Origin of the sequence: Klebsiella sp. KP20-425-1 (genome assembly GCF_025813515.1) — a bacterium.
Classification (GTDB): domain Bacteria; phylum Pseudomonadota; class Gammaproteobacteria; order Enterobacterales; family Enterobacteriaceae; genus Klebsiella; species Klebsiella pneumoniae.
This window is the reverse complement of record NZ_CP109614.1, coordinates 3,854,842-3,873,874: the sequence shown is the minus strand read 5'-3', so window position 1 is coordinate 3,873,874 and position 19,033 is coordinate 3,854,842. Positions and strand designations below refer to the sequence as shown.

Below are 19,033 nucleotides of genomic sequence, written 5' to 3'. Positions count from 1 at the left end.
TCTGCCTGGCGGCGCGGCGCCGTCAGGCATGCGCCAGTAAAGGAAACATCAACTTCCTGTCTTTAAACAGGTTTTCCTTCTGGTCATAGACGAAGAGGATATCTTCTCCCTCTATCTTCTCATACTCGCCGAGCCGGTCTTCACTGGGGGTAAAACCGAGGATGGCCTGGTAAACGTGGTCATCGGCCAGTTCGTTGACCAGCGTCGACAGGCTCTTGCCCACGTCGCAGAACAGATCAAAGCAGATCAGCACCGGACCGTTTTGCATGGCGATGACCACCGCCTCATTTTTTGCCGAGTAATAGACAAAATGCTTCATAAAGGCTGAGCAGTAAAACATCAGCAGGCCAAAGTTATGCTCCACCCGCAGCGGTGAGAACGGGTTGGATTTTTCATAGTAATGGCGGAGCAGGGCGACATCGTCAGGGCTGTCCATATCCAGTTTACGAAAATCACCGGCTCGCGGGGAGACCGGCATAATATATTGATACTCTTCGCTGCGGGTGAAGCCAAATTTGGGGTAAAAATCCACCGTGGTGGGATTGGCGAATAAAAAGAAGGCGTCCGCCTCCTGCTGCCAGTCCTGCAGGATGTGATGGATAAGCTGGCCGGCTAATCCCTTATTACGGTGGTCCGGCTCGGTCATCACGGTGCCAATCTGAATATAACGCCGGGGCTCGCCCTGCCAGCGCAGGTCGATGATGTTGGCCGAAGCGTTAGCGATAACTTTATTGCGTTCGACAAAAGCATAGGGGATATAGGCATCGGTCCAGTAACCTTGCTGATACCACTCTTCAAAAGACAGGTCAAAAGTCTTAACGGCAAGGTCAATGAAGCTTTTTCTTAATGGGTTATTTTCTCTGACTTGCTTCACTAATTGATAATTCATTGTCATAGTTCCTTCTCACTATGGCTTCTGAAAGCGGCGACGTCGGCAAAGGCACTTGCGTCGAATGAGCGCTGTAAACGTAGCATATCTGGGAAAAGGATCCGCAATGTCGATGCTTAACCTTTGCCCCAGTCACAAATAACCGCATGCTGGCCGTGTCAAACCGGGCGAAACGGACTGTTTGCGTTCGCTATCGCCATAATAAAGCGTGAGTAAAAGAGGTATTGGTCGAGAGGCTGAGGCAAATGTACTGGCTATTTTATCGACAATCGGCCGAGCCGTAGAGGTTAGGTTTATTTATTTATGCATTAAACAGGAAATTTTACGCGTTGCGTCTAATAATAGAGTAGTCCCCAGCGTAAGGGCTGAATTTATCCTGGAATCGGCTTATAATAACGCGCTTTGTGATTGAGTATTACCGCACGAATTGGAAAAATACTACGTGCAGGATCCGCTACTTTATTTCGCGGTTTTTGCTCAGCTATTATTGAGTGAATTAACAGGATTACTATGTCAAATTTACCCAAATTTTCCCGCGCGCTGTTGCACCCGCGTTACTGGCTGTTGTGGCTGGGAATTGGCTTTTTGTGGCTGCTGGTGCAATTACCGTATCCGGTGATCTACCGTCTGGGAACGGCGCTTGGGCGGCTGGCAATGCGGGTGATGAAAAGCCGCGCGCGGATTGCCAGACGTAATCTCGAACTCTGCTTTCCCGAGATGAGCGCCGCCGACCGCGAGGCGCTGCTGGTGAAAAACTTTGAATCGCTGGGCATGGGGCTGATGGAGACCGGCATGGCCTGGTTCTGGCCGACGCACCGGGTAGCGCGCTGGACCGAGACCAGCGGCGTTAACGAGGTGGTGGAGCTTCTGGAAGAAAAGCAGGGCATTTTACTGATCGGTATCCATTTTCTGACCCTCGAAATGGGTGCGCGAATGTACGGCATGTTTACCCCAGGCATTGGCGTCTACCGTCCTAACGATAACCCGCTGATTGACTGGCTGCAAACCTGGGGACGCTTGCGCTCTAACAAGACCATGCTGGATCGAAAAAATCTGAAAGGGATGGTCAGGGCGCTAAAAGAGGGGGAAATTCTCTGGTACGCGCCGGATCATGACTACGGTCCGGCCAGCAGCGTCTTCGCCCCGCTGTTTGCCGTCGAACAGGCAGCGACCACCACCGGTACCTGGATGCTGGCGAAAATGTCCGGGGCGACGATTGTGCCGTTTGTTCCGCGGCGCAAGCCCAACGGCATGGGGTATGAATTGATCTCCCTGACGCCGGAGCGCACGCCGCCGCTGGCGAGCGCCGAGGTTACGGCGGCCTGGATGAATCAGATTATCGAACAGTGCATCCTGATGGCGCCCGAGCAATACATGTGGCTGCACCGGCGCTTTAAGACCCGCCCGGAAGGAGTACCGCCGCGTTACTGAACGCCTCGGCCAAAAAATAAGCGCATCGGTAGCACGCTTAGTAAATCGCCGTCTATACTGAAAGGGCCTGACTGAAGGCTAATTCCAAGGAGATTGCAGGATGAAAAAAGTGATAGTCGCGTTAGCCCTTTCCGCCGTTGCATTTGGCGCCTCCGCCGCGCAGTTGATTACCAAAGAAGAAGTGAAACACTTCAAACTGACCAAAGTCGGGCCGATCTCGGTGGGGCCGTCCGGTGGCGAATTCTCTTCGCCTTCCGATCTGCACGATCAGCTCTCCAAGCTGGCCGATGAGAAAGGCGGAAAGTACTACGTGATCACCGCTGCGCGTGAGCATGGCCCTAACTTTGAAGCCACAGCGGAAGTGTATAAATAACCTTTTTTTAAAGCGTGCCGTATCGGCGCGCAACGCATTGAGCCTGGAGCGCGTTAAGCCTCCGGGCTTATTTTTTTCTGCTATCGGAATTGCCTTAGGCAATAGCGGCAGCGGAAATGCGTTTTTATCGCTATATATAGATTTCATGATCACGATGTTAATGAATTATTGCTTTTTATTGTTAATAAAGAGCCAATTCCGGCCTAATGCCTGAGGGAGTGACCCCTGGCAAAAATAGGTAGGACAAATGTGTTATCATCGCGCCTTTCCCTTTTTGTCTGGGGCTTTCTTGTATGCTACAACCTGTTGTTCGCGTCGGTGAATGGCTGGTAACCCCCTCTGTAAACCAAATCAGCAGGAAGGGGCGCCAGCTTACCCTTGAACCGCGTTTAATCGATCTTCTGGTCTTTTTTGCCCGCCATCCGGGGGAAGTGCTTAGCCGGGACGAGCTTATCGAAAACGTCTGGACCCGGAACGTTGTGACCAGCCACGTCGTCACGCAGAGTATTTCTGAACTGCGCAAGTCGCTCAAAGACGGCGACGACGTTAGCCTTGAGTACATCGCGACGGTACCCAAACGGGGGTATAAGCTCACGGTGCCGGTGATCTGGTGCACCGAAGAGGGGGAGGAGCTAGCCCCGTCGATGGAGGCGCTGACGCCTTCGCCGTCGACCGCCGTTCCTGCGCCGTCGACCGCCGTTCCTGCGCCGCCGGCCGCCGGTGCGCCATCCGACGTCTCTGTCCCTCTCCCTGATGCCGCCGCGCCGCCACCGGCTCCTACCGTGGCCAGCGCGCCGTCAGGCCGCAAGCGCCTCACTACCGCCCTGGTGTGGGGGCTGTTCCTGTTGGCGCTGGGCACCTGCGTGGCGCTGGTGGCGCTGTCGAGCATGGAATCGCGGCCGCCGGTCAACAAGGCGCGTCTGCTGCTCAATCCGCGCGATATCGATATCCACCTGGTGAATGGCAACTCCTGCGCTAACTGGTCGTCGCAGCACTCCTACGCCGTAGGACTGGCCAGCCTGATCACCACCTCGCTGAACACCTTCTCGACCTTTATGGTGCATGACAAAACGGACTACAACATCAATGAACCAAGCAGTTCCGGCAAAACGCTGACCATTGAGTTCGTTAATCAGCGCCATTATCGGGCGCAGCAGTGCTTTATGTCGGTCCAGCTGGTGGACAACGCCGACAGCTCGACGATGCTGGATAAGCGCTACTTTGTGACCAACGATAACCAGCTGACCATCCAGAACGATCTGATGAACAGCCTGTCGGATGCCCTGGCGCAGCCGTGGCCGGCGCGAATGCAGGCGATGCTCAGGCAATATCAGCCCTCGCAAAGCGTGGCGTTAACCTATTTCTACCAGTCGCATCAGCTGTTAATGAAGGGCGATGTCGATTCATTAAGTAAGGCCAGTAGCCTGCTGGATGATGTGATTAAGCGGGCGCCGGATTTTATTTACGCCTATGCCGAAAAAACGCTGGTGGATGTATTGCGCCATTCACAACAGCCGCTTGACGATAAACAGCTGGCCGCCCTCTACAGTGAAGTCGAGCGGGTAGGGGCGATGCCGGGTATAAAAGACATGGCGATTTATTATCAAATAAAAGCGGTGGATTCATTGGGGAAGGGCAAAGTCGACGAAGCAAATACCGCAATTAATAGTGCGATTGATTTAGAGATGTCATGGCTAAATTATGTGCTGTTAGGGAAAGTCTATGAGATGAAAGGTGAGAACCGTCTGGCTGCCGATTCTTACATCACGGCGTTTAATTTACGTCCTGGCGAAGATACCCTGTACTGGATTGAAAATGGGGTTTTCCAGACGTCGGTTAACCGAGTAGTTCCATATCTCGACAACTTTCTCTCTTCAGAATAAGTAAACCCTCATCATGTGCAAGGTTTTGGGCATGGTGAGGTTAAATTTATGTTTCTCATGAAGCCTCTTGTTGTTATTTTTATTTAGCATTCAGGAGGCTTTAAATAACAGTCAGGTAACACGCTCTGCTTCTTATAACTTGCTGTAATACAACGATGTTTATCTTTTTCTGACACCCTGTTGTCATGTTTATATGTTAAGCGAAAAAGGTCAAAATATCATTTGTCTGATGTTTGTTTTTATATCACTTTATCTTTAGGACTAATCTCGTACAAATCAGTAATCTTGTTGGCAGTTGGTCGGGTCAATTAATGGTTCTGTATCATGATCTGTACCTCCCAAATAAACTTAGGAGAAAAACAACCATGAGTTCTGCCAAGAAGATCGGGCTATTTGCCTGTACCGGCGTAGTCGCCGGTAATATGATGGGGAGCGGGATTGCATTATTACCTGCGAACCTGGCCAGCATCGGTGGTATTGCCATTTGGGGCTGGGTGATTTCAATTATTGGTGCGATGTCTCTGGCTTATGTTTATGCCCGACTGGCCACTAAAAACCCGCAGCAGGGCGGTCCTATTGCCTACGCTGGCGAAATATCTCCGGCATTCGGTTTCCAGACCGGTGTCCTTTATTATCATGCGAACTGGATTGGTAACCTGGCCATCGGGATTACCGCAGTTTCTTATCTCTCTACGTTCTTCCCAATTTTAAATAACCCGGTGCCAGCAGGTATTGCCTGTATTGCCATCGTGTGGATCTTTACTTTCGTTAATATGCTCGGCGGGACCTGGGTCAGCCGTCTGACCACTATTGGTCTGGTACTGGTGCTTATTCCGGTAGTCATGACCGCGGTCGTCGGCTGGCACTGGTTTGATGTCGCTACCTATCAGGCGAACTGGAATACCTCCAGCACCACCGATAGCCACGCGGTTATTAAAAGTATCCTGCTCTGCCTGTGGGCCTTCGTTGGCGTAGAATCCGCCGCCGTGAGTACCGGGATGGTGAAAAACCCGAAACGTACCGTGCCGCTGGCTACCATGCTGGGCACTGCGATGGCCGGTATCGTCTACATCGCCGCGACTCAGGTTATCGCCGGTATGTATCCTGCTTCTCAGATGGCCGCGTCCGGTGCGCCGTTCGCAATTAGCGCCTCTACCATCCTCGGCGGCTGGGCTGCACCGATGGTATCCGCTTTCACCGCCTTTGCCTGCCTGACTTCTCTGGGCTCGTGGATGATGCTGGTTGGCCAGGCCGGTGTACGTGCCGCCAACGACGGTAACTTCCCGAAAGTGTATGGCGAAGTTGATAACAACGGTATTCCGAAAAAAGGCCTGCTGCTGGCCGCAGTGAAAATGACCGCGCTGATGGTGCTGATTACCCTGATGAACTCCGCCGGTGGTAAAGCCTCTGACCTGTTCGGCGAACTGACCGGTATCGCGGTACTGCTGACCATGCTGCCTTACTTCTACTCCTGTGTTGACCTGATTCGTTTCGAAGGCATCAACATCCGTAACTTCGTTAGCCTGATTTGTTCGGTACTGGGTTGCGTGTTCTGCTTCATCGCGCTGATGGGCGCAAGCTCCTTCGAACTGGCCGGCACTTTCATCGTTAGCCTGATTATCCTGATGTTCTACGGTCGCAAAATGCACCAGCGCCAGAACAACGCATCGGATAACAACACCACCGCTAACGCGCACTAATCAGCAACCCGTTTTCCTGAGGCTCCTTCCATCACCTGTCATCACGCGACGGGAGGGGCTTTCTACATCTGGAGATTTGACTATGAACGTTATTGCAATCATGAATCACATGGGGGTTTACTTCAAAGAAGAACCCATCCGTGAACTGCATCGTGCTCTCGAACGCCTGGACTTCCGTATTGTCTACCCGAACGACCGTGACGACTTATTAAAACTTATTGAAAACAACTCTCGTCTGTGCGGCGTGATCTTCGACTGGGATAAATACAATCTCGAACTGTGCGAAGAAATCAGCAAAATGAACGAGTACATGCCGCTGTATGCGTTCGCTAACACCTACTCCACTCTGGACGTTAGCCTGAACGATCTGCGCATGCAGGTTCGCTTCTTCGAATATGCGCTGGGCGCTGCGGAAGATATCGCGAACAAAATCAAACAGAACACTGACGAATACATCGACACCATTCTGCCGCCGCTGACCAAAGCGCTGTTCAAATATGTCCGTGAAGGTAAATATACCTTCTGTACCCCAGGCCACATGGGCGGTACCGCGTTCCAGAAAAGCCCGGTAGGCAGCATCTTCTACGATTTCTTTGGCTCCAACACCATGAAATCCGATATCTCCATTTCGGTTTCTGAACTGGGTTCCCTGCTGGACCACAGCGGCCCGCACAAAGAAGCGGAAGAGTATATCGCTCGCGTGTTTAACGCAGAACGCAGCTACATGGTGACCAACGGTACTTCTACCGCTAACAAAATCGTCGGCATGTACTCCGCGCCGGCCGGCAGCACCGTGCTGATTGACCGTAACTGCCACAAATCGCTGACTCACCTGATGATGATGAGCGACATTACGCCGATCTACTTCCGTCCGACCCGTAACGCCTACGGTATCCTCGGCGGTATTCCGCAGAGCGAATTCCAGCACGCGACTATCGCCAAGCGTGTGAAAGAGACGCCGAATGCGACCTGGCCGGTACACGCGGTTATCACCAACTCAACCTATGATGGTCTGCTATACAACACCGACTTCATCAAGAAAACCCTGGATGTGAAATCCATCCACTTTGACTCCGCGTGGGTGCCTTACACCAACTTCTCGCCGATCTATGAAGGCAAATGCGGGATGAGCGGCGGCCGCGTCGAAGGGAAAGTGATTTATGAAACCCAGTCCACGCACAAACTGCTGGCGGCGTTCTCCCAGGCGTCGATGATCCATGTGAAAGGCGACGTAAACGAAGAGACCTTCAACGAAGCCTACATGATGCACACCACCACCTCTCCACACTACGGGATCGTGGCCTCCACCGAAACCGCGGCGGCGATGATGAAGGGGAACGCTGGTAAGCGTCTGATCGACGGCTCTATTGAACGTTCCATCAAGTTCCGTAAAGAGATCAAACGTCTGAAAGGCGAGTCTGACGGCTGGTTCTTCGACGTCTGGCAGCCGGAGCATATCGATGGTCCTGAATGCTGGCCGCTGCGTTCCGACAGCGCATGGCACGGTTTCAAAAACATCGATAACGAACACATGTACCTCGACCCGATCAAAGTCACGCTGCTGACTCCGGGGATGAAGAAAGACGGCACCATGGATGACTTCGGTATTCCGGCAAGCATCGTGGCGAAATACCTCGACGAACACGGCATCGTGGTTGAGAAAACCGGTCCGTACAACCTGCTGTTCCTGTTCAGTATCGGTATCGATAAGACTAAAGCGCTGAGCCTGCTGCGTGCGCTGACCGACTTCAAACGCGCGTTCGACCTGAACCTGCGGGTGAAAAACATGCTGCCGTCGCTGTACCGTGAAGATCCTGAATTCTATGAAAACATGCGTATTCAGGACCTCGCGCAGAACATTCACAAACTGATTGAGCATCACAACCTGCCGGATCTGATGTTCCGCGCGTTTGAAGTGCTGCCATCGATGGTGATGACCCCGTATGCCGCGTTCCAGAAAGAGCTGCACGGTCAGACGGAAGAAGTGTATCTCGAAGAGATGGTCGGCCGCGTCAACGCCAACATGATCCTGCCGTATCCTCCGGGAGTGCCGCTGGTGATGCCGGGTGAGATGATCACCGAAGAGAGCCGTCCGGTGCTGGAGTTCCTGCAGATGCTGTGCGAAATCGGCGCCCACTATCCAGGCTTCGAAACCGATATCCACGGCGCCTATCGTCAGGCGGATGGTCGTTACACCGTTAAAGTGCTGAAAGAAGAGAATAACAAGTAATAGACGCACACCAGGGAAGTGGCTTGCCACTTCCCTTTTTCACGCTGCAAGGAGAACACATGAAAACACCCTCACAGCCGCGCGCGATTTACTACATCGTTGCGATCCAGATCTGGGAGTACTTCAGCTTTTACGGCATGCGCGCCTTACTCATCCTTTACCTTACCCACCAGCTTGGCTTCGACGACAGCCACGCCATCAGCCTGTTCAGCGCTTACGCATCTCTGGTTTACGTTACCCCTATTCTCGGCGGCTGGCTTGCCGACCGCCTGCTCGGCAACCGCACGGCGGTAATTGCCGGGGCGCTGTTGATGACCCTCGGCCATGTGGTGCTGGGCGTTGAGTCGACCTCCGCATGGAGTTTGTACGTCGCGCTGGCGATCATCATCTGCGGCTACGGCCTGTTTAAATCCAATATCAGCTGCCTGCTTGGCGAACTGTACGCTCACGACGACCCGCGTCGCGACGGAGGTTTCTCGCTGCTGTACGCCGCCGGCAACGTCGGCTCGATTGCCGCGCCCATCGCCTGCGGACTGGCGGCGCAGTGGTACGGCTGGCATATCGGCTTCGCCCTTGCGGGGATCGGTATGTTTATCGGCCTGATGATTTTCTTAAGCGGCAGCCGCCACTTCCGGCATACCCGCGGCGTCGATAAACCGGCGCTGCGGGCGGTGAAGTTCGTGCTGCCGACCTGGGGCTGGCTGCTGGTGATGCTCTGCCTGGCGCCGGTATTTTTCACGCTGCTGCTGCAAAACAACTGGTCCGGCTATCTGCTGGCGATCGTCTGCCTGTTCGCCGCCCAGATGGTGGCGCGGATCATGATCAAAGCCCCGGAGCATCGTCGCGCGCTGTGGCAGATCGTCCTGCTGATGCTCGCCGGAACGTTGTTCTGGGTGCTGGCGCAGCAGGGCGGGAGCTCGATTAGCCTGTTTATCGACCACTTCGTCAATCGTCGTCTGCTGAACTGGGACGTGCCGACCGCGCTGTTCCAGTCGGTTAACGCGATAGCGGTGATGGCGGCCGGCGTGGTGCTGGCGTGGCTGATGCGCCCGGAAGGCAGCGTGCGTTCGGTGCTGCGCGTCTGGCTGAAATTTTCTTTCGGCCTGCTGCTGATGGGCGGCGGCTTTATGCTGCTGGCGCTCAATGCCCGCCATGGCGCGGCTGACGGTCAGGCCTCGATGGGCATGATGGTCGCCGGGCTGGCGATGATGGGCTTTGCCGAACTGTTTATCGACCCGGTGGCGATGGCGCAAATCACCCGTCTGAACATGCCCGGCGTCACCGGCGTATTGACCGGCATTTATATGCTGGCCACCGGCGCGGTGGCCAACTGGCTGGCGGGCGTGGTCGCCCAGCAAACCACCGAATCGCAAATCAGCGATACGGCGATTGCCGCCTATCAGCATTTCTTCGCGCAGATGGGCGAATGGACCCTTGGCTGCGTGGCGGTGATGGTCATTATCGCCTTTGCCGCGGCCTGTAGCGTCGGCAAACGTCGTGCGGCTGCCGGTGAAATTACCGGCGGCGGCGCCTGACGCTCGTCCCGGCTCGTGGCGTAAACACCTTGTCCGGGCCGCGATTCGTAGCCCCGGTAAGCGCAGCGCGACCGGGGACATTACCTCAACAGCGGAGCGCGAAGTCGCTCCTTGCACAGCTTAGTGAACAGGAGGAGGATATTCTGGCATGCGCGGAGGCCAACGATAAAAAATACCGTTACTGAAGCCATAGCTGAGTGAGATCAGCTTGGAGTGAATCCAGGATCGTTAAGATTGTGCTCTGGTGTCTTCCCAGAGACAGGCCGCGCGGAAGGGTGACCTGGTTCAATTTATCGAAGCTAGTTTGAAAGCAAGGTTATGAGGAATCCATATGTCTGAACAACAAGCACAAGGTGCCGATGAGGCCATTGACCTTAATAATGAACTGAAAGCTCGTCGCGAAAAACTGGCTGCGCTGCGTGAGCAGGGCGTAGCTTTCCCCAACGATTTCCGTCGCGATCATACCTCTGACCAATTGCATGCTGAATTCGATGCGAAGGACAACGATGAACTCGCTTCCCTGAACGTTGAAGTTGCGGTGGCTGGTCGGATGATGACCCGTCGCGTGATGGGCAAAGCCTCCTTCGTCACCCTCCAGGACGTCGGCGGCCGCATTCAGCTGTACGTGGCGCGCGATGACCTGCCGGAAGGCGTCTACAACGAACAGTTTAAGAAATGGGACCTCGGCGATATCATCGCCGCCCGCGGCAAGCTGTTCAAAACGCAAACCGGCGAACTCTCGATCCACTGCACCGAGCTGCGCCTGCTGACCAAAGCCCTGCGCCCGCTGCCGGATAAATTCCACGGCCTGCAGGATCAGGAAGTTCGCTATCGCCAGCGCTATCTGGATCTGATCGCCAACGAAGAGTCGCGTCATACGTTCCGTATCCGTTCGCAGATCCTCGCCACCATGCGCCAGTTCATGGTGGCTCGTGGCTTTATGGAAGTCGAAACCCCGATGATGCAGGTGATCCCAGGCGGGGCGTCCGCCCGTCCGTTCATCACCCATCACAACGCGCTGGATCTGGATATGTACCTGCGCATCGCGCCGGAACTGTATCTGAAACGTCTGGTGGTTGGCGGTTTTGAACGCGTGTTTGAAATCAACCGCAACTTCCGCAACGAAGGGATCTCGGTACGCCATAACCCAGAGTTCACCATGATGGAACTGTATATGGCGTATGCGGACTACAAAGACCTGATCGAACTGACCGAGTCGTTGTTCCGCACCCTGGCGCAGACGGTGCTGGGCAAAACCGAAGTGCCGTATGGCGACCAGGTGTTTGATTTCGGCAAGCCGTTTGAAAAACTGACCATGCGGGAAGCGATCAAGAAACACCGTCCGGAAACCAACATGGCGGATCTGGATAACTTCGACGCGGCGAAAGCGCTGGCGGAATCTATCGGTATTCAGGTAGAGAAAAGCTGGGGGCTGGGACGCATAGTTACCGAAATCTTTGACGAAGTGGCGGAAGCGCATCTGATTCAGCCGACCTTCATCACCGAATACCCGGCGGAAGTTTCTCCGCTGGCGCGCCGTAACGACGTCAACCCGGAAATCACTGACCGCTTTGAATTCTTCATCGGCGGCCGCGAAATCGGTAACGGTTTCAGCGAGCTGAACGATGCCGAAGACCAGGCGCAGCGCTTCCAGGATCAGGTGAACGCCAAAGCGGCGGGCGATGACGAAGCGATGTTCTACGACGAAGACTACGTGACCGCCCTCGAGTACGGCCTACCGCCGACCGCCGGTCTGGGTATCGGTATCGACCGCATGGTGATGCTGTTTACCAACAGCCATACCATCCGCGACGTGATCCTCTTCCCGGCCATGCGTCCGCAGAAGTAATCCGTTGCACTCCCTCCCGGCCTGCGCCGGGAGGTTCTCCCTGCATTATCCCCGGCCTGTCGGCAGAGCGATGTTATTACAGGACTTTTTGCAACGTGCCGCGCTGGCTGCCGTTTGCCCATACGCCGTTAAAGGCGTCGTTCAGCGTAAAGGCTGAGCTTTTCACCCGGAAGGTCAGTTTACCCTGGCTGGCTTTCGCCTCCTCGATCAGATGGCCGCGGGTTTTCACCGTTTTAGCGGTGACGGTAATCTCATCAATTTTATCGCCATACTCCGTATAAACATACCAGGTGCCCACCCAGGGGCCGAAGCCGCTGTCGGCCTGCTGCGCGGCGGCGGCATTCTCGGCTTTGGTTTTATGAATATCGCAGGTGATCCCGTCGGTCATCTGCGTGCAGCCGGAACGTTCAAGCTGTTCCCGGTATTTCGCGCTAATGGCGTGGGCCGGCGCGGCGGCGACCAGCGCCAGGGTGAGGGTGGTGAAAAGCCAGGTCTTATTCATCTTATTGTTTCTCATCGCGATAGCGGCGTGCCGGGCCAGAGAGAGGGATACACGTTGGTGTATTCTCCCGTTGGCGTCAGAATAAAATAACCCAACCAGTCCTGATAAGTAATTAGCAAGAGGCTCTGGAGTTATTTATTAGTAAAGCATCAAAGTTTCATGCTTATTTCGCAAGCCAACCTTCCCACAGCTTGTCATATTATTGCAGAGAGAATGTTAATTATTTGATGTTTTAAAAGCGGCTATGTGTCATTCAGGCAAATAATAGCAGGCCTGTCCTTGGCGCACGGCAAAAGCCCGCGCTGGTGCGGTGTTGAGTTTTTTTCATATTGCTATCATCATATTTCGAATGAAAGGGATAACCTCTGAAGCGGGTTATTAAGCCAGTAATTTTTATCCGCAAAATAAGCCGGCGGCAAGCATTATTTCCATTTATTTTTCAGGGTTACCTGAAATAGCGAATATACCGCCAGCGCAATGATGGATTTCCATCATTTCTCCGTTTTCATCGTCGGTCGTCACCTGCTTATAGTGACGCCAGACAAGACCACAGGGTGGAAAGGAGAACAAGATGGCGACAGAGCAACTGCGGTGGGGCGTGAGCCCCCTGTGCTGGACCAACGATGTACTCGAGGATTTAGGCGGTGATATTCCCCTGGATACCTGCCTGCGCGAGGCGCGGGAGGCGGGCTATCAGGGCATTGAGTTAGGACGGAAATTTCCCCGCCAGGCAGCAACCCTGGGCCCGCTGCTGGCGGCGGCTGACCTGCGCCTGGCGTCCGGCTGGTACAGCGGCATGCTGGCCGACCGCAGCGTGGAAGCGGAGCTGGAGGCGGTGCGGGAGCACGCCCAGCTCCTCCGGCAGCTCGGCGCGAAGGTGATGGTTTACGGCGAATGCGGGCAACTGCCAGGTGAAACCCCGCTTGATGAGCCTATTTCGCTCTCGCCGCCGTTAAGCCGCGTCAGCCTTGCGGCGTATTGCCACAAGCTGAATACCTTTGCTGACCTGCTGCTGCGCGACTATGACCTCCAGCTGGCCTATCACCATCATCTGATGATGCTGGTGGAGCACGATGACGAGCTGGAGCGGTTTCTGTCTCACACCCATGACAACGTCGGGCTGGCGTTTGATACCGGGCACGCCTTTGTCGCCGGGGTCGAGATCCCGCGCGTATTGCACAAATATGGCCACCGTATCCGCCATCTGCATCTGAAAGACGTGCGTCCGCAGGTGCTGGGGCGTCTGTATCGGGAAAACCTGAGCTTTAACGAGGCGGTGCGCGCCGGGCTGTTTACCATCCCAGGCGACGGCTGCATCGACTATGCGCCGATCCTCGACTTTGTCCGGGACAGCGACTACCGCGGCTGGCTGATTATCGAAGCCGAGCAGGACCCGGCGATGGCGCCGCCGCTGGCCACCGCCAGCCGCGCCTATGCCTGGCTGGCGCACCATTTATCTTCCCCTTCATCGTCAGAGGAGTACGCATCATGAGCGCGCGGTTAAATATTGGCCTTATCGGCTCAGGTTTTATGGGGCAGGCACACGCTGACGCTTACCGTCGCGCGGCGATGTTCTATCCCGATCTGCCCAAGCGCCCGCATCTCTACGCGCTGGCGGATCAGGATCAGGCGATGGCCGAACGCCACGCGGCGAAACTGGGGGCGGAAAAGGCCTACGGCGACTGGCGCGAGCTGGTAAACGATCCGCAGGTTGATGTGGTGGATATCACCTCGCCGAACCATCTGCACTACACAATGGCGATGGCGGCGATCGCGGCGGGTAAACATGTCTATTGCGAGAAGCCGCTGGCGGTCAATGAGCAGCAGGCGCAGGAGATGGCGCAGGCGGCACGGCGCGCGGGGGTGAAGACCATGGTGGCCTTTAACAACATCAAAACGCCGGCGGCGCTGCTGGCAAAGCAGATTATCGCCCGGGGCGATATTGGCGAACCGGTGCGCTTTCGCGGCACCTTTGATCAGGGGTTTTATAACGACCCGAACCTGCCCTGGTCCTGGCGCTGCTCGAAAACCCTCGGCGGCAGCGGGGCGCTTGGCGACCTCGGCGCCCATACCCTGTCCGTCGCCCAGTTTTTGCTGGGCGGGATCCGTGAAGTGACCGCCAGCGCGCAAACCTGCCTGCGCCAGCGTCCGGTGCCGCAGACCGATGCCGGGTATGCCAGCCGGGTCGCGGCCGATGCCGAGTGGCGGGAAGTGGAAAATGACGATCAGGTTCAGTGCCTGGTCAATTTCGACAGCGGCGCCGCGGGGGTGATTGAGGCCTCGCGCATCGCCGCCGGGCGGATCTTCGGCGTGTTCTGGGAGGTCTCCGGCACCGAAGGCACGCTGTATATGGACGGGGAGCGCTTTAACGAGCTGCAGGTCTATCGCTTCAACGATGATAAACATGACCGCGGCTTTAAGACGCTGTATGCCGGGAGCCAGATCCCGGCCTATGCCGGCTTCTTCGGCTTCGATTTTGGCGGCGGCGGGCTGGGCTATTTTGACGTCAAGGTGATCGAAGTGCATGACCTGGTGCAGGGGATTTGCGGGGAGGGCGACTGCTATCCCAACTTTGAATTTGGTTTGCAGAATCAGCGCGTGCTGTCGGCGATTGAAGCCTCGATGGCCAGCCGTCGCTGGGTGAACGTGGTTAAAGACTAAGGAGCCGCTATGTTTCCGTCACACTTACCAACCCCGCGCCGCCCGGCGGCGCAGAGCATTCCCATCCTGCGCTGGGGCATTATCGGTCCTGGCTGGATCGCCGAGCGCTTTGTGCACTCATTGAAAACCTACAGCCGGCAGCAGGTGGTGGCGGTGGCTTCCCGCAGCCAGGCGAAGGCCGACCGGGTGGCCGCGGAATGGGGGATCCCCCAGGCTTACGGCCAGGTGGAGGAGATGCTGGCGCGTCCGGATATTGATGCGGTGTATATTGCGACGCCGCACAACCATCACTTTCCCGACGGCATGCAGGCGCTGAAGGCGGGTAAACACGTGCTGATTGAGAAGCCCTTCGCCCTCAACCTCGGCGAAGGGCGTGAGCTGCAGGCCGAAGCCGCCCGCCAGGAGAAGCTGGCGCTGGAGGCAATGTGGTGCGATTACGCGCCGAAATATGATGTGATCCGCCAGCTGCTGGAGGATGGGGCGCTCGGCGACCTGCATACCCTGCTGGCCGATCACGGCGAGTATTTCACCCGCGACCACCGCATCTTCAATGCCGATCTTGCCGGCGGGCCGATGATGGATCTCGGCAGCTATGTGACCTCGTTTGCGCTAATGGTGGGCGGCATGCCGCAGGAGATTGTCGCCCGCGGCAGCGACACGGCGGAGGGGCTGAACGGTCAGACGTCGATGCTGTTCGGCTGGCAGAACGGGATGCAGGGGTTGTTAAACACCACTTTGTTCAGCAACACGCCGGGCGGGGCGGTGGTGGCCGGACGCCAGGCGACCCTGACGATCGACGGCCAGTTTTACGCCCCCGGCGGCTTCACGCTCGCCGCCAGCCAGGGCGGGCAGGTGCTGCGCTGGGAAGAGCCGCGCAATCGCTACGACCAGCTGTTCTGGCAGGCGGAGCATTTTGCCTGGTGCATCGGACAGGGGTTGCAGGACTCGCCGCTGCGGCCGCTCAGTCGGGTGCTGCAGAATCTGCAGGTGATGGATGAGGTGCGGCGCCAGGTGGGCGCGGTGTTTAACGAAGAACGTTAAGGAGCCGGCCGGGCATTGGTTTGCAGATAGCGCGAGCGTATCTGCCATTGCCCGGCAAAAGGACGCGTACGATGCCTGATGTCTGTTGCCCGGCGGCGCTGCGCTTGCACGGGCCTGTGATATCTATGCAACCGATTGATATTACGGTGTATTAATGCCTGTCTTCTGTAGGCCGGGCAAGGCATCGCCGCCGCCCGGCATAAAACGGCTCCGCGTCGGCTGTTCTTGCCCGGCGGCGCTGCGCTTGCACGGGCCTACGATTTTACTGCAACCGTTTGATATTAAATCAGATTAATGCCTGTGTTATGTAGGCCGGGCAAGGCGTTGCCGCCGCCCGGCATAAAACGGCTCCGCGCCCGCTGTTCTTGCCCGGCGGCGCTGCGCTTGCACGGGCCTACGATTTTACTGCAACCGTTTGATATTAAATAAGATTAATGCCTGTGTTATGTAGGCCGGGCAAGGCGACGCCGCCGCCCGGCATAAAAGCGGCTCCGCGCCCGCTGTTCTTGCCCGGCGGCGCTGCGCTTGCGCGGTCCTGAGATATCTATGCAACTGTTTGATATTAAATCAGATTAGTGCCTGTGTTATGTAGGCCGGGCAAGGCGACGCCGCCGCCCGGCATAAAAGCGGCTCCGCGCCCGCTGTTCTTGCCCGGCGGCGCTGCGCTTGCGCGGGCCTGGGATATCTATGCAACCGATTGATATTACGGTGTATTAATGTCTGTCTTCTGTAGGCCGGGCAAGGCATCGCCGCCGCCCGGCATAAAGGCAGGTGCAGCGCCTGATAGCGGTTGCCTCGCACCCGCTCAGCGACAGTCGTCGACGGCGACAAACTGGCCATGCTGCAGGGACTGAACCGCCGCTTCGGCAATGGCCTGCGCCTGCAGGCCGTCCAGCAGGCCGGGCAGGTCGGCGACGGTTTCACCATTCAGGGAGCGAATAAAGGCGTCAAGATGCTGGTAATAAGATCCCTGTACCCGGCTGAACCAGTCTGGCCACAGGCCCGGCTCAATGCGCTGATTGCCGCGCCACAGGGTAGGGCCCGCCGGCGACTGGCTACCGGACTCCAGCGCGCCTTCGGCGCCCAGCAGGGTGATCCGTTCATCGTACCCGTGGCCGGTGCGGCGGGTATTGTCCAGCTGCGCCAGCGCGCCGCCGCGCATCTGCATCATCAGGATGGAGGTGTCGACATCGCCAAATTCGGCAATGTCCGGCAGGGCCAGCGCCGCGCCCATCGCTGCTACGGTGCGCACTTCATCGCCAGTGAGAAAGCGCAGGAGATCGAAGAAGTGGATCGCCTGATCGCGCATCTGGCCGCCGGAGCTGCGCAGATAGTCGAGCGGCGGCATGCTGGAGGCGCGGCAGACCATCTGCACCAGTTCGACCCGGCCGATCAGCCCTTGCTCCAGCTGGCGGCGGAGCTGCTGATGGCTGCTATCGAAGCGCCGGTTAAAGCCGACAGTGACCGGCACGTTCAGGGGGAGCACCCGCTCCACCACCTCACGGGCGCGCGCCAGGGAGAGGTCGATCGGTTTTTCGCAATAGACCGCCTTGCCCGCCCTGGCGGCAGCTTCCAGCAGTTCGGCATGCGACGGGGTTGAACTGGCGATCAGCACCGCGTCGATGGCGTCGCTATGGATCGCCTCGCTCACGGTCACCGCCCGGGCGCCATAGCGGGCGGCCAGCGCCTGGGCGCGCTCCGGGGCGGCATCGGCCACCATCGTCAACGCACTTCCTTCATGACGAGCAAGACTGGCGGCATGAACCTGACCGATAAAACCACTGCCTACCAGGGCAAAACGTTTGCAGATCATTTTTTTCTCCAGAATGGCGAGGGGACGCTGCCACCATAATCGGTTTGCTAAACTCACTGACACTGCCGTTTTGATGGATTTCCATCATGAAGAGAGGGGCGATGAAAAACATTTCACTGGCGATGCTGGCCAGACAGATTGGCGTCGGCGTGGCCACCGTTGACCGGGTGCTGAACGAGCGCGGCGGCGTATCGCCGCAGACCACGCGCAAAGTGCTGCAGGCGGCGCGCGAGGCGGGGCTGAAGCGGATCCTGCCGGAGGAGCACCGCTTTCCCTGGCAGATTGAGGTCTTTCTCAGCAGCAATGACTCGTTCTTCTTTCCGCAGCTGGCGCAGGATTTTGCCGCCGTGGCGGATAGCCTCGGCTATCGCCGTCTGACCTTGCACCGCACCTTTGTCCCGGAGTCGCAGCCAACGACGCTGGCCCGGCGCATTGCGCGCAGCTGCCAGCAGCGTCAAGGGATCATCGTCTTCGGCAATGACCATCCCGCGGTGCACGACGCGCTGCACCGCTGCCGGGAGGCTGGCGTCCCGGCGATCACCCTGGCGACGGACCTGCCCGGCGCCGACCGACTCTGCCACGTGGGGATCAATCAGCTACAGGCTGGCCGCACGGCGGGGTTAATGCTGGGGAGAATGACGCCACGGCCCGGCGAGGTGCTGATGGTCAGCGGCCGGCAAGATTACAGCGCGCATCGCCTGCGCATTCAGGGGTTCCGCGAGGTGCTGAGCCAGCGCTTTCCCCACCTGCAGCTCAGCGACGTGCTGGCGGGCGAGGAGCGGCGGGAGCAGATCACCCGCCTGGTGGAGCAAGCCCTGTGCCGCAGCCGAAATATTGTTGGGATCTATAACACCGGGCTTGGCAATACCCAGATTGCCGAGGCGCTGGCCCGCCACCGCCGCGAAGGCGACGTCTGCTGGATCACCCATGAGCGTTACAACACCACCCGGCAGCAGCTGGCGAAGGGCAGCCTGGCGTTAACGCTCGATCAGAACACCCGCCAGCACGCCCAGCTGGCGATCGACCTGATGCTGCGCCATCTGGAGTCCGGCTACCAGCCGCAAACCTATGCCGACGGTAAAGTCGACTTTATCCTCTACAGCGCCGAGAACGTGGACTAAGGCGT

Annotated in this window: 14 protein-coding genes; 11 read left to right on the top strand and 3 right to left on the bottom strand. The window is 57.1% G+C overall.

Annotated features, from left to right (window positions below; genetic code table 11):
- Positions 1 to 22: 22 nt before the first annotated feature.
- Positions 23 to 889: a GNAT family N-acetyltransferase gene (locus OHJ17_RS19015; protein ID WP_002892397.1), complete on the bottom strand. Its 867-nt coding sequence runs from the start codon at positions 887 to 889 to the stop codon at positions 23 to 25.
- 510 nt (positions 890 to 1,399) lie between these two features.
- Between OHJ17_RS19015 and OHJ17_RS19010 the strand changes: the two genes are divergently transcribed.
- From OHJ17_RS19010 to lysS, 7 genes are all read left to right on the top strand, one after another.
- Complete coding sequence (locus OHJ17_RS19010) at positions 1,400 to 2,320, top strand: Kdo(2)-lipid IV(A) acyltransferase (RefSeq protein WP_002892400.1); 921 nt, start codon at positions 1,400 to 1,402, stop codon at positions 2,318 to 2,320.
- A gap of 100 nt (positions 2,321 to 2,420) precedes the next feature.
- Complete coding sequence (locus OHJ17_RS19005) at positions 2,421 to 2,693, top strand: YdgH/BhsA/McbA family protein (RefSeq protein WP_002892402.1); 273 nt, start codon at positions 2,421 to 2,423, stop codon at positions 2,691 to 2,693.
- Between the two features lie 293 nt (positions 2,694 to 2,986).
- Complete coding sequence (cadC, locus tag OHJ17_RS19000; protein WP_032432743.1) at positions 2,987 to 4,576, top strand: lysine decarboxylation/transport transcriptional activator CadC; 1,590 nt, start codon at positions 2,987 to 2,989, stop codon at positions 4,574 to 4,576.
- A 365-nt stretch (positions 4,577 to 4,941) separates the two neighbouring features.
- Entirely contained in the window at positions 4,942 to 6,276 is a 1,335-nt protein-coding gene (gene cadB, locus OHJ17_RS18995) for a cadaverine/lysine antiporter (RefSeq protein ID WP_002892484.1), read from the top strand.
- A gap of 82 nt (positions 6,277 to 6,358) precedes the next feature.
- Complete coding sequence (gene cadA / locus OHJ17_RS18990; RefSeq protein WP_002892486.1) at positions 6,359 to 8,506, top strand: lysine decarboxylase CadA; 2,148 nt, start codon at positions 6,359 to 6,361, stop codon at positions 8,504 to 8,506.
- Positions 8,507 to 8,565: 59 nt separating this feature from the next.
- On the top strand, positions 8,566 to 10,041 hold the full coding sequence (gene dtpD / locus OHJ17_RS18985; RefSeq protein ID WP_004151795.1) for a dipeptide permease DtpD: 1,476 nt from the start codon (positions 8,566 to 8,568) through the stop codon (positions 10,039 to 10,041).
- A gap of 331 nt (positions 10,042 to 10,372) precedes the next feature.
- A complete protein-coding gene (gene lysS / locus OHJ17_RS18980) occupies positions 10,373 to 11,890 on the top strand; it encodes a lysine--tRNA ligase (protein WP_002892491.1) in 1,518 nt (505 codons plus the stop codon).
- A 76-nt stretch (positions 11,891 to 11,966) separates the two neighbouring features.
- Here the strand turns inward: lysS and OHJ17_RS18975 are convergent, their stop codons facing one another.
- Complete coding sequence (locus tag OHJ17_RS18975; protein ID WP_032432745.1) at positions 11,967 to 12,392, bottom strand: hypothetical protein; 426 nt, start codon at positions 12,390 to 12,392, stop codon at positions 11,967 to 11,969.
- Between the two features lie 571 nt (positions 12,393 to 12,963).
- Between OHJ17_RS18975 and iolE the strand changes: the two genes are divergently transcribed.
- From iolE to OHJ17_RS18960, 3 genes are read left to right on the top strand one after another with little or no spacing between them, the layout of a single operon-like run.
- Positions 12,964 to 13,884 carry a myo-inosose-2 dehydratase gene (gene iolE, locus OHJ17_RS18970; RefSeq protein ID WP_004215104.1) on the top strand — a complete coding sequence of 307 codons (921 nt, stop codon included), beginning with the start codon at positions 12,964 to 12,966 and terminating at the stop codon, positions 13,882 to 13,884.
- Positions 13,881 to 15,053: a Gfo/Idh/MocA family protein gene (locus tag OHJ17_RS18965; RefSeq protein WP_004142667.1), complete on the top strand. Its 1,173-nt coding sequence runs from the start codon at positions 13,881 to 13,883 to the stop codon at positions 15,051 to 15,053. Before iolE ends, OHJ17_RS18965 begins: the two co-directional genes overlap by 4 nt.
- 9 nt (positions 15,054 to 15,062) lie before the next feature.
- Positions 15,063 to 16,094 carry a Gfo/Idh/MocA family protein gene (locus OHJ17_RS18960; protein ID WP_021463030.1) on the top strand — a complete coding sequence of 344 codons (1,032 nt, stop codon included), beginning with the start codon at positions 15,063 to 15,065 and terminating at the stop codon, positions 16,092 to 16,094.
- An 805-nt stretch (positions 16,095 to 16,899) separates the two neighbouring features.
- Here OHJ17_RS18960 and OHJ17_RS18955 read toward each other — a convergent pair.
- Entirely contained in the window at positions 16,900 to 17,907 is a 1,008-nt protein-coding gene (locus OHJ17_RS18955; RefSeq protein WP_004177011.1) for a Gfo/Idh/MocA family oxidoreductase, read from the bottom strand.
- A 101-nt stretch (positions 17,908 to 18,008) separates the two neighbouring features.
- On the opposite strand from OHJ17_RS18955, the gene OHJ17_RS18950 reads away from it, so the two are divergent.
- Positions 18,009 to 19,028 carry a LacI family DNA-binding transcriptional regulator gene (locus tag OHJ17_RS18950; protein WP_004151797.1) on the top strand — a complete coding sequence of 340 codons (1,020 nt, stop codon included), beginning with the start codon at positions 18,009 to 18,011 and terminating at the stop codon, positions 19,026 to 19,028.
- Positions 19,029 to 19,033: the final 5 nt, after the last annotated feature.

Excerpts from the sequence above, each read along its gene's own strand:
- lysS (WP_002892491.1), top strand. The coding sequence starts at position 10,373 with ATGTCTGAACAACAAGCACAAGGTGCCGATGAGGCCATTGACCTTAAT.
- cadB (WP_002892484.1), top strand. The coding sequence starts at position 4,942 with ATGAGTTCTGCCAAGAAGATCGGGCTATTTGCCTGTACCGGCGTAGTC.
- cadC (WP_032432743.1), top strand. The coding sequence starts at position 2,987 with ATGCTACAACCTGTTGTTCGCGTCGGTGAATGGCTGGTAACCCCCTCT.
- OHJ17_RS18955 (WP_004177011.1), bottom strand. The coding sequence starts at position 17,907 with ATGATCTGCAAACGTTTTGCCCTGGTAGGCAGTGGTTTTATCGGTCAG.
- OHJ17_RS19015 (WP_002892397.1), bottom strand. The coding sequence starts at position 889 with ATGAATTATCAATTAGTGAAGCAAGTCAGAGAAAATAACCCATTAAGA.
- OHJ17_RS18960 (WP_021463030.1), top strand. The coding sequence starts at position 15,063 with ATGTTTCCGTCACACTTACCAACCCCGCGCCGCCCGGCGGCGCAGAGC.
- OHJ17_RS18965 (WP_004142667.1), top strand. The coding sequence starts at position 13,881 with ATGAGCGCGCGGTTAAATATTGGCCTTATCGGCTCAGGTTTTATGGGG.
- cadA (WP_002892486.1), top strand. The coding sequence starts at position 6,359 with ATGAACGTTATTGCAATCATGAATCACATGGGGGTTTACTTCAAAGAA.
- OHJ17_RS18975 (WP_032432745.1), bottom strand. The coding sequence starts at position 12,392 with ATGAATAAGACCTGGCTTTTCACCACCCTCACCCTGGCGCTGGTCGCC.
- OHJ17_RS19010 (WP_002892400.1), top strand. The coding sequence starts at position 1,400 with ATGTCAAATTTACCCAAATTTTCCCGCGCGCTGTTGCACCCGCGTTAC.
- iolE (WP_004215104.1), top strand. The coding sequence starts at position 12,964 with ATGGCGACAGAGCAACTGCGGTGGGGCGTGAGCCCCCTGTGCTGGACC.
- dtpD (WP_004151795.1), top strand. The coding sequence starts at position 8,566 with ATGAAAACACCCTCACAGCCGCGCGCGATTTACTACATCGTTGCGATC.
- OHJ17_RS19005 (WP_002892402.1), top strand. The coding sequence starts at position 2,421 with ATGAAAAAAGTGATAGTCGCGTTAGCCCTTTCCGCCGTTGCATTTGGC.
- OHJ17_RS18950 (WP_004151797.1), top strand. The coding sequence starts at position 18,009 with ATGAAAAACATTTCACTGGCGATGCTGGCCAGACAGATTGGCGTCGGC.